This is a genomic window from Collinsella aerofaciens (assembly GCF_028209625.1).
Classification (GTDB): Bacteria; Actinomycetota; Coriobacteriia; order Coriobacteriales; family Coriobacteriaceae; genus Collinsella; species Collinsella aerofaciens_AM.
This window is the reverse complement of the sequence record NZ_JAQLDU010000014.1, coordinates 1-13,410: the sequence shown is the minus strand read 5'-3', so window position 1 is coordinate 13,410 and position 13,410 is coordinate 1. Positions and strand designations below refer to the sequence as shown.

Sequence of the window (13,410 nt, the reverse complement as noted above, 5' to 3'; positions counted from 1 at the left end):
CATGTCCTCGACCTTTGGCAACGTCTTGCACTTAAGCATCTTCGGCCAGTCGCACTCCCCCGCCATCGGCTGCTCACTCGATGGCATTCCGGCGGGCATCGCCGTGGACCAGGAGCAGCTGCAGGCCTTCCTCGACCGTCGCGCCCCCGGTCGCGACGAGACCGCAACCAAACGCCGCGAGGCCGACGCCGCGCACATCATCGCCGGTGTTGTCGATGGACATACCACCGGCGCGCCCATCGCCGCGATTATCGAGAACACCAACACGCGCTCCAAGGATTACTCCGAACTGCGCCGCAAGCCCCGCCCCGGACATGCGGACTTCCCTGCGCGCGTGAAGTATCACAACATGCACGATGTCGCCGGCGGCGGACACTTCTCCGGCCGCCTAACGGCACCCCTGTGCATCGCGGGCGGCATTGCGCTGCAGGCACTCGAGGCCCGCGGCATTAAAGTGATGGCGCATGTAGCGCAGATCGGCGGCATCTCCGACCTGCCGATGGACGACATGGTCTATCGCGAGGCCGACCGCAAGGCGATCCTTACGAACGATCTGCCGTGCATTGACGCCGCCGCCGCCGGCCGCATGCACGAGGAAATCCTAGCCGCGCGCGACGAACTCGACAGCATCGGCGGCATCGTGGAGTGCGGCATTTACGGGCTTCCTGCGGGCATCGGCGACCCCATGTTCGATGGCATCGAGAACCGCATCGCGCAAATCGCGTTTGGCATTCCCGCCGTAAAGGGCGTGGAGTTTGGCATGGGCTTTGCCGTGGCCGCCATGCGTGGCAGCGAGAACAACGATCCGTATCGCATCGATGCCGAGACCGGCGAGATCGAGGTCGAGTCCAACAACGCCGGCGGCATCCTGGGCGGTATTTCGACCGGCGCGCCCGTCATGTGGCGCATGGCCGTAAAGCCGACGCCCTCAATTGGCCGCGAGCAGCAGACGGTGGACATGGACGCTATGGAAAATGCCGAGCTCTCGGTCCACGGCCGCCACGATCCCTGCATCGTCCCCCGAGCCGTCCCCGTAGCCGAGGCAGCCGCCGCCCTTGCCATCTGGGACGCCCTCCTCGAAGACGCCGCCCAGCGCTAACTACCCACCCCTCAACATCCCCCGACACGTGAAAGGGGTCTCCATGGACCTTGCTGACATCCGCCAGGCCATCGATGGCATCGACACCACGCTCCTCAACAGTTTTGTCGAGCGCATGGACATTGCCACCGAGGTCGCCAAGTCTAAAATCGAGATGGGCAAGGCCGTCTTCGACCCCGCCCGTGAGCGCTCCAAGCTCAACAATCTCGCCAGCCGCGTGCCCGAGCGCTACGAGGCCCAAGCCATCACCCTGTTCCGCCTCCTCATGAGCATGAGCAAGGCCGAGCAACAGCGCTACATCAACGAGCTCAAGGGCATCACCGTCTCACAAAAGGCCCACGCCACGGCTGCAGCCTTTGACACGCCTTTCCCCCAGACGGCTAGCGTCGCCTGCCAGGGCGTCGAGGGCGCCTATAGCCAAATTGCCGCGTGCAGGCTCTTCGACGTGCCCGACATTGCGTTCTTCGAGACCTTCGAGGGCGTTATGCGCGCCGTGCGCGACGGCTTCTGCGAGTTTGGCGTGCTGCCCATCGAGAACTCCACCGCCGGCTCAGTCAACGCCGTCTACGACCTGCTCGCCCAGTTCGACTTCCACATCGTGCGCTCGCTTCGCCTCAAAATCGACCACAACTTGCTCGTCAAGCCCGGCGCCAAGCTTGCGGACGTGCACGAGGTCTACAGCCACGGCCAGGCCATTGCCCAATGCGCCGGCTTTATCGAGGCGCACGACCTGCACGCCACCAAGTACCCCAACACGGCCATGTCGGCCGAGATGGTCGCCAGCTCCGAACGCACCGATGTTGCCGCGATCGCATCGCGCAGCTGCGCCGCACTCTACGGCTTGGAGGTACTGGAGCCCAACATCCAGGACTCGGACAACAACTACACGCGCTTTGTCGTCATCACCCGCGAGCCACGCGTCTACCCCGGCGCCAACCGCACCTCGCTCATGATTACCACGGCCAACGAGCCGGGCGCACTCTATCGCGTACTCGAGCGCTTCTACGCGCTCAATATCAACCTCATCAAGCTCGAGAGCCGCCCCATCCCCGGGCACGACTTTGAGTTTATGTTCTACTTTGACCTGGACTGCCCCTTTGGCAGCAAGGCCCTCGATGACCTGCTCGATTCCATCGACGACGTGTGCGAGAGCTTCACCTTCTTTGGCAGTTACACGGAGGTGCTCTAGATGACCGATGTCGCCGCAACCCGCCCCTACGGCGTGCTGGGCCGCGTGCTGGGCCACAGCTACACCCCGACCATCTACAAGGAGCTCGCGGGGCTCGAGTACGTACGATTTGAGCGCGAGCCCGAGGACCTCCAGGCTTTTATGACGGGTGACGAATGGGAGGGCACCAACGTGACCATCCCCTACAAGCGCGCCGTCATGGAATACCTGGACGAGTTGAGTCCACTCGCCGAGCGTATGGGAAACGTCAACACCATCACGCGCCTGCCCGACGGCCGCCTGCGCGGCGACAACACCGACTACTTCGGCTTTCAGTGCCTAGTCGAGGAGCTGGGCGTTGAGGTCGCCGGCAAGAAGGCCCTCGTGCTCGGTGCCACCGGTGGCGCCGGCACCACTGCCAGCATGGTGCTCGGCGACCTGGGCGCCATCGTCGTGCCGGTCGGCCGCACGAGCGAAGTCAACTACGACAACATCGCGCAGCAGTCCGACGCCGCACTGCTCGTCAACTGCACGCCCGCCGGCATGTTCCCCCACTGTCCCGACGCCCCCTGCACACTCGAGGGGCTCAATGCGCTCGAGGGCGTTATCGACATTGTCTACAACCCCGCTCGCACGGGACTCATGCTCGAGGCCGAGCGCCGCGACATCCCCTGCATCGGCGGTCTGCTCATGCTCGTGGCCCAGGCGGCGCAAGCCGTTGAGCGCTACACCGGCCAGGTCACTCCGCGCGAGCGCATTCTGGACGTAACGGAGCGCCTGTCACGCCGCGAACAGAACATCGCGCTGATCGGCATGCCGGGCTCGGGCAAGACCCGTGTGGGCGAGCAGATTGCCCTGCTCACGGGACGAGAGCACATCGATCTGGATCGCGCCCTCGAGGAGCGCCTGGGCATGCCCTGCGCCGACTTTATCGTCGAGAGCGGCGAGGCGGCCTTCCGCGAGCAGGAGACGGCGGTGCTGGCCGGCATCTCCAAGTGCAGCGGCCTGGTGCTTTCCACGGGCGGCGGCGTGGTCACGCGCGACGAGAACTACCCGCTACTGCACCAGAACAGCCAGATCGTGATGCTCAACCGCAAGCTCGACGAACTCGCCCACAAGGGACGCCCCATCACCGCCCGCGATGGTATCGACAAGCTGGCCGAGCAGCGCATGCCGCGCTACCGCGCCTGGGCCGACTACATCATCGACTCGCGCGACTGCGCCGCCAACACCGCCCAAACCCTCCTCGACACCCTCCCACCCGCTCTCTAATCAAAACCACCACAAAGGGGACAGGCAACTTTGTGGTGGTTTTCCAATCGCAAAGGAAGCAACCATGAAAGCACTCGTCATCAACGGCCCCAACCTCAACATGCTCGGCATTCGCGAGCCGGGCATCTATGGCAGCGACAACTACGACCGTTTAGTGCAGATCTGCCAGGAAGCGGGCGCCGCACAGGGCTTCGACGAGGTCGAGGTCTTCCAGTCCAACCACGAGGGCAGCATCGTCGACAAGATTCAGGAGGCTTACGGGAAGGTCGACGGCATCGTCATCAACCCGGCGGCATACACGCACACGAGCGTCGCGATCCTCGACGCCCTCAAGGCCGTCGCCATCCCTGCCGTCGAGGTCCACATCAGCGCCGTCGAGACCCGCGAGGACTTCCGTCAGGTGAGCTACGCCCGCCTGGCCTGCTTCGCCACCATCACCGGCGAAGGCCTCCAAGGCTACGCTCACGCGTTAGAGCTGCTGAAAGAGCGTCTCGAAAAGTAGCCTCGCGAGCAAATCCATCAACGCGATTCGCACGCCAATAATGCCAGTGCCGCCAGCAGCAACCTCACTACTGGCGGCACTTTATTACTGGCATATAATCGTTGCAGTCACAAAACGTCTGGAGACGCTCATGTTAAGCATCCATCTGGGAGATTACCCCCGTTCCATCTACGATACCGAAACCTATTTTAGGAACTCATACCTGGATTCCTGGTTCGAGGACCCTATGGCAGCGCAGATGATTAAAGGCGTTGACGGTTCAGAGCTCATCGGCCCCCACAACATCATCAGCAAACAGCTCGGTTCGATTACGCCCCTCGAGCTTTCCGGCGGCGTTAAAACGCTACTTCTGGTGCGCAATCTCCCAAACATGGTGTTCAATGCATCCACTTGCGGAGATAACTGCGCCCGCTGGCTGCTCAAAATTGGCAAAGAACAGGATGTGCTGGTAACCCTTTACCACATCATGAAATTCCCCTGGAGGCATTTTGAGATTCGCATTAATAACGATGGCCGCATCGTTAGAAACATGCAGGAGTTTGTCGGTGCCACGAATGACTTTTTGGATGTTGATGAGTAATGAAGGGAACACACACTGTTGTCGTGGAGCGCGCAAAAGTCAAATACACGCTCACCTTTAAACGCAATATTTCCTTCATCCGTGGCAACAGCGGCACGGGCAAAACGACGCTCATCTCGATGATTCGCGACTACAACGACCGAGGACCGGAAAGCGGCGTTGCACTTAGCTCCGACGTGCCTTGCGAAACGCTTTCCGGCAGACGCTGGGAGCGCGAGCTGTCGATCATCGAAGATTCAATCGTCTTTCTAGATGAGGGCAACGAGTTTATCTACTCAAAGGACTTCGCCAAAGCCGTAAACGGCTCATCCAACTATTTTGTCCTGATATCTCGTCGAGACGCCAGCGAACTCCCCTACAGTGTCGACGAAATCCTAAAGCTGGTAAACACCACGAGTAAAACAATCAATGGCCGAAAGAGCGATAAACGCTTCTACTCGGTAACAAAACCGATATACAGCCACACGGCAAGCATGCTATATCAGGACCTAAATGTTGGATTCGAAATACCCGATGCCGTGGTTGTGGAGGACAGCAAGTCTGGTTATCAGTTTTACAACGCTCTTTGCAAACGGCTCGGAATCCCCTGCTATACGGCCACCGGCGTTGCGAATCTAAAACGTACGATTCACGAATGCCCCGAGCAAAACGTTCTTGCCATAGGAGACGGCGCAGCGTTTGGTCCCTACATCGAAAAAGTGCTCGGACAGCGCGTTTACAAGAACGTTCGCCTATTCCTCCCGGAATCGTTTGAGTGGACACTCCTGCGCTCCGAGCTCATACCCAGCAGCGACATTCCCAAAATCCTCGAGGACCCCTCAAGCTATATCGAAAGTCGCGATTATTTAAGCTGGGAGCGGTTCTTCACCGATGTGCTGGTCAAATACTCAGCAGACACTCGCTACGCTTACAAAAAGGCGCGACTCAACGAGCAGTACCTAAAGCCGCAGGCAATGAATGCCGTATCGAAAGTCTTACCGGAGTGTTTGAAGACGAATTAGCAGATTCTTTAAATCATCTAGAAACCGGGGCTATGCACATGAGCTGAAGCCGCTGAAAGAAAGCCTACAACACGCCTGGTACACTAATCCTTGGAACAGAATTATCAGGTTTATTTGTCCCAAATCTTAAGTAACTGTTTGATTACATACAAAGGAGCACATCCATGTCCCAGTACGATTACCTCGTCGTCGGCGCCGGCCTCTCTGGCGCCGTCTTTGCCAATGCCGCCAGGCGCGCCGGCAAGTCGGCCCTGGTCATCGACCGCCGCGACCACATCGCCGGCAACGTCTACACCGAGGACGTCGAGGGCATCCAGGTCCACCGCTACGGCGCGCACATCTTCCACACCTCCATGAGGGACGTCTGGGACTACGTCAACCGCTTCGCCGAGTTCAACAACTACGTCAACTCGCCGGTAGCCAACTTCCGCGGCAACATGTACAACATGCCCTTCAACATGAACACCTTCGCCAAGATGTGGCCGGGCGTCGTCGCGCCGGCCGATGCCAAGGCCAAGATCGCCGAGCAGGTGGCCGCCGAGAACATCGGCGAGCCGCAGAACCTCGAGGAGCAGGCGCTGTCGCTCGTCGGCCGCGACATCTTCGAGACGCTCGTGAAGGGCTACACCGAGAAGCAGTGGGGCCGCGACTGCCGCGACCTGCCCGCGAGCATCATCAAGCGCCTCCCCTGCCGCTTCACCTACGACAACAACTACTTCAACGACCGCTACCAGGGCATCCCCATGGGCGGCTACACCAAGATGGTCGCCAACATGCTCGAGGGCGTCGAGGTGCGCTGCGGCGTGGAGTACAAGGAGCTGGCCGCCGCCGAGCCCGATATCGCCGCCAAGACGATCTACTGCGGCCCCATCGACGCGTTCTACGACTTTAAGCTGGGCACGCTGGAGTACCGCAGCCTGCGCTTCGAGACCGTGACGCTCGACGAGGCCGACCACCAGGGCGTGGCCGTGGTCAACTACACCGAGCGCGAGGTCCCCTACACGCGCATCATCGAGCACAAGCACTTCGAGTTCGGCACGCAGGACAGGACCGTCATCACGCGCGAGTACCCGGCCGACTGGAAGCCCGGCGACGAGCCCTACTACCCCATCAACGACGCCAAGAACGAGGCCCTCTACAAGCAGTACGAGGAGCTAGCGGCACAGGAAGGCGACGTGATCTTCGCCGGTCGCCTGGGCGGCTACAAATACTACGACATGGACAAGGCCATCGCCGCGGCATTTGAGCTGGTGCGCAACGAGCTCGGTGTGGAGCCGACGGAGGAGTAGACAAAGCGGGTTATCGCAAACAAGAGCAAATCGAACAGGGCGATTCACGGCATGTTACCGTGAATCGCCCTTAATCGCTGTACATTTAATCTCGAATATTTAATCTGGAGCTCCGGAGCTCTAATACCTCGATAGAATCTCATCCCTGCTTCGTTTATATAGCTTTATAAATAGTTATATAGCTATATAAAACTTTATAAATAGCTATAAAAACAATCGATAATCTGAAGAGAATTCAGTTAATAGAGAATACATTCAGGCGAAATTAACCCATCGAAACAATAGTTTGGACACACCGCGAGATAAAGTGCAGCTCGGGGACAATAAAGCCCCCCGACGGCCTCGCTGGTACGGCTGGGCGGCGCACTGTCATGTGAGAGCCACATGCCACCACAGCAGCAAAAGGACACTAAGCATACTTTGAGACGAGTTTGCGCGCCTTATATAACTTGGCGCCCAAATACTCGTCTTTCATATCCGCCTGATATTCAAACAGTTTGAGAACCTTTACGCAAATAGCCTTCTTTACAGCTCTGTTTTCCTCGGCACCCTTGCGCTTGATAGCACGGTCGATGGATTTCTCAATTGCTTCCATAGATTTGGAACGATTGCCGCACAAGTTGGTACCCGACGCGTTGAGCCCGAGCGTAACCTCAAGATCGTACCGCACGCTCCTATCAGCAGCATCAATACGCCCGTCGCGATGATAGAAAATGCTGTCGAGCGTATAAGGCTTGATCGGATCAACCGTAAGAGACTTGTTACCACGTCGTTTGTCACACGTTGCCCCGCCACGTCCGTCACAGACAGCAACCATGTTGTGATAATCGAGACTCAATTCGCCATCCGCTGCAGAGTCCTCAGGATTTTGCGGAATCAAATGTTCGATCGTAGCCGGATGATCACCAACGCCGATCCTGCATGTGCAATAAGCGCAGAGATGATCCTGCTCTGCAAGCAAGGCCTCCAGAACCTCTCGCTTGTTCTCTCCGCGCAACGCTGTGTAATCAAACGTCGTATCGGGGGTATTGCGTATGGCTCTCTTGGCCTTGGTAAGTGCCGGAGGCTCTTTAGCCTTAACGATCGGAATCACGACAGCAGCTCCTCAAGCTCAAGGGTCGTCTTAGCGGCAACAACATCGGGGTCGTCCACGCCCACAAACTCCTCAAGCTTTTGGAGCGCAAGCCTAGCGTCGTCAAAGCGCTCTTCATCAACGGCGCAATTAAATAAATCGAACAATCGAGCCGCCTCTTCAGGTCGAGAGAATGCGCCCAGAACGGTGTTGAGAATATCCCCGGCATCGCGTCCACGCGTTTCCATTGCAGGCACCGTTGCAGCGTCCTCTCCAAGAATGCGGATGTTACCGCGAGGCACCGACGCAACCACAACAGGTGAATGCGTTGTAACTATAAATTGAACGTTGGGAAATATGCGAACAAGGTCCTCGAGAATCCTGGCCTGCCAGCGGGGATGCAAATGAAGGTCAATCTCATCGATCATAACAACACCGGGCGTCTCGAGCACATTAGAGCCCAAAGCCGGATTGAGCGTTGCCATGCGGTACGCGATGTCTGCGAATAGGCTCAGCGTCCCACGATAGCCATCGCTCATAGAATGCATTCTATTGCGGTGATAAACACCTTCAGCAGTGGTGTATATAAACACAAGTTGGTTAAGCTCGACGTCGTAGTCGACCATGGCGCCCTTGGTTGTCGCGGCGGCATCAAAGCAAGACGCGAGCGCCTTCTTAACCGCAGTGAATAAGGCGCTCTCTCGCCTATCCTGCCATTCCCAAATCGATTGAGACTTAAACCACGCATTCATACGGGCTTCATTCGCAGATGCCCGCAGAGCGCCCTCGTAACCGCGCGTTCTATTGGGCGTTGCTTTATCTTTTGACGCCGCTTGTTTCCACAGTCGATCAGTCCCGTAGCGGGCAAGAACAGGCAGAACGACTTCATTACCTTTACCGACAAGCTCTTGCAGGTGTTCGCCAGCATCAATCACACGTCCGGCATCGGCTTGCGTGGTGCGTCCCTTAGCACTCTTCAACGATCGCAGCCAGCCCACCTCTTCCCCCAGGACAATGCCCGATGCCTCAACTGACACCGGGTACTGGGACTGAATGTCGAACATGTCGCCCTGTTTGATAACCGCTCCGCGAGAATCATCTGGGACTATGCCCAGAGCTTCAGCGTTCTGAATTTTCTGGAACAACGTCCCCAGCGCAATGCAAGCTGCATCGATAAGCGTGCTTTTACCCGTGCCGTTATCGCCGACCAAAACGGTAAGCTGACGATCGAATTCAATTGAATATGATTCGAACTTACGGAAGTTGGTTATCTTCAGTTTCTTAATTTGCAACGCAGCGTTAGCGAAGCTCACGATAGCCTCCCGTGAATTATGTTAGTAGCCAATCGAGTGGAAAATCGTGCGTCAATTCTCAGTTAGCAGCATTATAGCCAACCACTTCAGACTTCAATTGTGCAGAGAAAAATGGGCAGGAGATAAGGCCTTTCGAGTCAGCGTTAGTGTAAGGATGTCGATGGCTAGCCGCCAAACGCAAACGACCCCTGTCTTAGAATCTGGAATTGCTACATAACTCATAAATCGTGGAGCCCGCAGAAACAGAGTAGCTCAACTTCGCATTTGTGAACAAAAAAGCCCAGCAAAAGCTGAGCTTATTAAACAAAAGGTGCTCCATGGCGGATTCGAACCGTCGACCTTGGGATTAGAAGTCCCCTGCTCTATCCAACTGAGCTAATGGAGCAAATAACCGCACGCCAAGCAAGCGCGAGCCCGCCAAGCACAAATAAGTATAACCTACTTGAACTGTTCGCGGTATACCTTGCATACCTCATCGACCGGGCCGTCCATACGAAGGTCGCCCTTCTCAATCAAAACGCACGCTGGCAGATGCGCTCAACCTGCTCCATGGAATGCGACACGAACAAAACCGTCACGTCACCGCTCTGGATAAAGTGCTGAATACGGGCCTCGCACTTTTGCTGGAAGAACACGTCGCCGACGGAAAGCATCTCATCGACGATCAGGATATCGGGCTCGGTAATGGTGGCGATTGCAAAAGCAATGCGCGCAACCATACCCGAAGAGAAGTTCTTGAGCGGCATGTCGACAAAGTTCTGCAGCTCAACGAACTCGATAATGCCATCAAAGTCGACATCGATAAATTCCTTGGTATAGCCGACTAGCGCAACGTTCAAATAAATGTTCTCGCGTGCCGTCAGCTCGGGATCAAAGCCAGCTCCATGCTCAATCAGAGGTGCAATGTTGCCATGAACCTTAACGCTGCCCTCGCTAGGCTCGAGCACACCAGCGATAATCTTGGGCATCGTGGACTTGCCGGAACCATTAGTACCGACCAAGCCCACGACCTCACCGCGGTGAATATCAAACGAGATGTGCTTAAGCGCCCTAAACTCCTCAAAGAACAACTCATGCTTAGCGAGCTTAATAAAACATTCTTTGAGGCTGGTCAGCGAGTCAGACGCCATGTTAAAGATCATGGTGGTGGCGTCGGCCTCGACAGCCAGAAGCTGCTCGTTGTAATCAACAACAGATTCAGTCATCACAGCATTCCTTTAGATGTAGAAGATGAATTTGCGCTCGGACTTGTGGAAGACGGCTACATCTCAGGATGCCAGGGCCAAACGGCTATACTTTCTACGTTTGAATATCAAAGGAGCATTGAGTGAATTCTGAATCTATTGCCGTCATTATCCCCTGCTACAACGAAGCCCTTACGATCGGCAAAGTCATTGACGACTTCCACCGCGAGCTTCCGCAGGCGACGGTCTATGTATACGATAACAACTCGTCAGACGATACCTCGCGCATCGCAACGGAACACGGCGCCACAGTGCGCTTTGAGCCCCGACAGGGAAAGGGCAATGTCTGCCGTCAGATGTTCCGCGATATCGATGCTGCTTGTTACCTAATGGTCGATGGCGACGACACCTATCCCGCCGAGGAAGCCAAAGCCCTCTGCGAGCCCATCCTCAACGGCATGGCGGACATGACTGTGGGCGATCGCCTGTCCAACGGCACCTATGCCGAAGAAAACAAGCGTGCGTTCCACGACTTTGGCAACAACCTAGTTCGTGCCATGATCAAGTGGATCTATGGCTACAGTTTCGACGACGTTATGACAGGTTATCGCGCCATGAACCGTCCCTTTGTCAAAACGTTCCCCGTGCTTTCCGAGGGCTTTCAGATTGAAACAGAACTTTCCATCCACGCCGTCGACCACCGCTGGCGCATCAAGGATGTGCCTATTGAGTACCGCGATCGCCCCGAAGGATCCGAATCTAAGCTTAATACCGTCAGCGACGGCATTAAGGTCGTCGCCATGATTGGCACGCTGTTCAAGGACTACCGCCCGCTCAAATTCTTCTGCCTCGTTGCGCTCCTGTTTGCAATAATCGGTCTTGCCCTGGGCATTCCCATCATTGTCGAGTATTTCCAGACCGGTCTTGTTCCGCGCTTCCCAACCGCCCTGCTCGCCGCATCGTTTATGTTCCTGTGTGGCTTAAGTCTCGCGACTGGTTTTATCCTCGACTCCGTGGCAAAGGTCGAAAAAAAGCAGTGGGAAGTCAATGTGTATAGCAAATACGCCTTCGGTGACTATCGCAACGACAACCCGAACGCAAGGTAAACCGCCATACCGCGCATTTCCATCGTCGTGCCGTGCTACAACGAGTAGGAATCGCTACCGACCTTCCTTTAGGAACTCACCCTGGGCGCATAGCGCCCAGGGTGACAGGCGAGGCAGGTTCACGCACCTGTTATAGAAAAGAGCATGTAAAGAGATTGTCCGCCGCCTGCGTGCGGTCCAGGAGTTGCCCGCATGGAAACTGAAGCCCCCACCACCATAGCCGCGAACGCCGGCCCCACCACCGGCGCGCTCATACTCATCCTTTTCGCCGCCGCGGCATAGCAGGTATGGCAGTTCTGGCGCCACCGCCGCATAGAGGTCACCACCCTTCTGTGGCAGGTTCCGTTCGTGGGTCTGCTTGGGTTCATCATCTATTGGACCGGACAAGGTTTTGTGGAAGATTGGACCGCCGATACGGGCAACACCAGCGCCACGACGGGCCTCGCCTGCGCCGCGGGCACCTGTGGCCTCGTACCGCTGCTGCGTGGACCCCTCGCCCGCCTTATAGATGCAACCAAGGCGCCAATGCGCCTGCTCGCATGCACCCTGCGCGATGCGGTGTGCATCCTCGTGGCGGCCACGCTCTCCTTCCGCGCGCTCGAGGTTGCGTGGAACAACAACGTGGGTCTGCTGCCGTGGTCGTCCGTGACGTTCTCCGTAGCGCTCATCGCCGCGTTCATGGCCGTGGCCTACTTCGCATTCCTGCGCCGCGGCGCCGGCCCCGCGCTCGCGGCCGTAGCGTGCGCCGGCGTGGGCATAGCGCAGAGCTTCATCTGGGCGTTCAAGGGAGTGGCAATTCTGCCAAGCGACCTGCTCGCCCTGGGTACGGCCGCCGCCGTATCCGCCGGCTACGACTACGTGCTCACGCCGGCGATGCTGGATGCGCTGGGGCTGCTGTGCATAGCGCTCGCGATACTGTCGTTGATACGCCCGCCGAAACTGCCGGTGGGCGGCAACATGTCAACTGAAGCAAGTTCAGTTGACATGCCGAAGGATCTCAAGGCGGGTAGCAACGCCCGCGAAGATTCTTCGACTACGGACGCTGCGCGTCCTTCGCTCAGAATGACAATCGGTTCCCTTATCAACCGTGACGCGTGTCCCTCCTCCAATACGGCGATGGGGGCGCACACCGCACTCGGTAGCCACCCTTCGCTCGAATCGAGCGCCAGGTCCGCCCTCACGCTCGCGTCACGCCGGCGTTGGAACATCGTGGCCGCTACCGCATCTGTCGTGCTCGCGGTCGTATACGGGAACAGCATTCAGGGCTGGTTCAACAACAACCAAGTCACTGATGCACTCGAGCTCGACAACACCGAAAGCCTCTACGCCGCCACGATGGACAAGTGGCGCCGCACGCAATACCTGGAGTTCGCCGAGCGCGTCTCATAACCAGTACTCCGGATGTGACCCAGAATGGCGGAAAGGCAAAGCCGCAACCGCCATTCTGGGTCACATCGAGGCGGCACATAACGATGTGTAGCCCGCTCGAGACCACAATCTGCGCAGCCTCGGGGTCGTCCCATATGTTGAACTCGGCGTACACGGTCGCGTTTCCGCCAACCGTGGTGCCGCCCATGAGGACGATGTGGTCGATACGATCGGCACGCCCCGAGTACGTACGTAGGAACAGCGTGATGTTCGTCAAGGGACCGGTTGGAACAAGTGTCATCTTGGTATCGTCGGGCAACCCGGAAATAGAGCGGGCCATCTCCACGATTGCCGGCTCATCGGACAGCTTGCGGTCGGTCGCCCATTACAGTCTGAAGTGGGCCACCGATAAATTTCGATGGCGAGCATTCGGCGCATTGCCTACGATACGGGCAA

General features: G+C 57.5%; 13 protein-coding genes, 1 tRNA gene and 1 pseudogene. 10 read left to right on the top strand and 5 right to left on the bottom strand.

Features of this window, described 5'->3' with window-relative positions; all coding sequences use genetic code 11:
* The first annotated feature begins 1 nt into the window (after position 1).
* The 7 genes from aroC to glf all read left to right on the top strand — a co-directional run bounded on the left by aroC (position 2) and on the right by glf (position 6,911).
* Positions 2–1,099, top strand: coding sequence for a chorismate synthase (gene aroC / locus PMW70_RS07675; RefSeq protein WP_271744452.1), 1,098 nt, complete (start codon positions 2–4; stop codon positions 1,097–1,099).
* A 43-nt stretch (positions 1,100–1,142) separates the two neighbouring features.
* A complete protein-coding gene (pheA, locus tag PMW70_RS07670) occupies positions 1,143–2,288 on the top strand; it encodes a prephenate dehydratase (protein WP_271744450.1) in 1,146 nt (381 codons plus the stop codon).
* Complete coding sequence (locus PMW70_RS07665; protein ID WP_271744448.1) at positions 2,289–3,539, top strand: shikimate kinase; 1,251 nt, start codon at positions 2,289–2,291, stop codon at positions 3,537–3,539. It abuts the gene before it with no gap.
* A gap of 64 nt (positions 3,540–3,603) precedes the next feature.
* Positions 3,604–4,041 (top strand): type II 3-dehydroquinate dehydratase, encoded by a 438-nt coding sequence (gene aroQ, locus PMW70_RS07660; RefSeq protein WP_117583259.1) that lies wholly within the window; start codon positions 3,604–3,606, stop codon positions 4,039–4,041.
* 130 nt (positions 4,042–4,171) lie between these two features.
* On the top strand, positions 4,172–4,621 hold the full coding sequence (locus PMW70_RS07655) for a DUF4869 domain-containing protein (protein ID WP_117654848.1): 450 nt from the start codon (positions 4,172–4,174) through the stop codon (positions 4,619–4,621).
* Positions 4,621–5,622: a DEAD/DEAH box helicase family protein gene (locus PMW70_RS07650; RefSeq protein WP_117654849.1), complete on the top strand. Its 1,002-nt coding sequence runs from the start codon at positions 4,621–4,623 to the stop codon at positions 5,620–5,622. The genes PMW70_RS07655 and PMW70_RS07650 overlap by 1 nt, the downstream gene beginning before the upstream one ends.
* Positions 5,623–5,786: 164 nt before the next feature.
* Positions 5,787–6,911 carry a UDP-galactopyranose mutase gene (glf, locus tag PMW70_RS07645; protein WP_271744444.1) on the top strand — a complete coding sequence of 375 codons (1,125 nt, stop codon included), beginning with the start codon at positions 5,787–5,789 and terminating at the stop codon, positions 6,909–6,911.
* A gap of 409 nt (positions 6,912–7,320) precedes the next feature.
* Here glf and PMW70_RS07640 read toward each other — a convergent pair whose 3' ends face one another.
* The 4 genes and pseudogenes from PMW70_RS07640 to PMW70_RS07625 form a co-directional block, all read right to left on the bottom strand.
* Entirely contained in the window at positions 7,321–8,004 is a 684-nt protein-coding gene (locus tag PMW70_RS07640; protein ID WP_271744443.1) for an HNH endonuclease family protein, read from the bottom strand.
* Positions 8,001–9,296: an AAA family ATPase gene (locus PMW70_RS07635; protein WP_117736647.1), complete on the bottom strand. Its 1,296-nt coding sequence runs from the start codon at positions 9,294–9,296 to the stop codon at positions 8,001–8,003. Before PMW70_RS07635 ends, PMW70_RS07640 begins: the two co-directional genes overlap by 4 nt.
* A gap of 311 nt (positions 9,297–9,607) precedes the next feature.
* Positions 9,608–9,681 (bottom strand) — tRNA-Arg (locus PMW70_RS07630).
* A gap of 53 nt (positions 9,682–9,734) precedes the next feature.
* Positions 9,735–10,501: pseudogene (locus PMW70_RS07625) on the bottom strand (ABC transporter ATP-binding protein).
* A 122-nt stretch (positions 10,502–10,623) separates the two neighbouring features.
* Between PMW70_RS07625 and PMW70_RS07620 the strand changes: the two are divergent.
* Positions 10,624–11,586: a glycosyltransferase family 2 protein gene (locus PMW70_RS07620; RefSeq protein ID WP_271744442.1), complete on the top strand. Its 963-nt coding sequence runs from the start codon at positions 10,624–10,626 to the stop codon at positions 11,584–11,586.
* 348 nt (positions 11,587–11,934) lie between these two features.
* Positions 11,935–12,975 carry a hypothetical protein gene (locus PMW70_RS07615; RefSeq protein WP_271744441.1) on the top strand — a complete coding sequence of 347 codons (1,041 nt, stop codon included), beginning with the start codon at positions 11,935–11,937 and terminating at the stop codon, positions 12,973–12,975.
* On the opposite strand, the gene PMW70_RS09765 is transcribed toward PMW70_RS07615, so the two are convergent.
* Positions 12,872–13,294, bottom strand: coding sequence for a nucleoside hydrolase (locus tag PMW70_RS09765; RefSeq protein ID WP_147330830.1), 423 nt, complete (start codon positions 13,292–13,294; stop codon positions 12,872–12,874). The two genes, PMW70_RS07615 and PMW70_RS09765, sit on opposite strands and share 104 nt — an antisense overlap.
* Here PMW70_RS09765 and PMW70_RS07610 point away from each other — a divergent pair.
* Positions 13,218–13,410: hypothetical protein (locus PMW70_RS07610; protein WP_271744440.1), on the top strand; the 193-nt coding region annotated here is incomplete at its 3' end. The genes PMW70_RS09765 and PMW70_RS07610 overlap by 77 nt on opposite strands.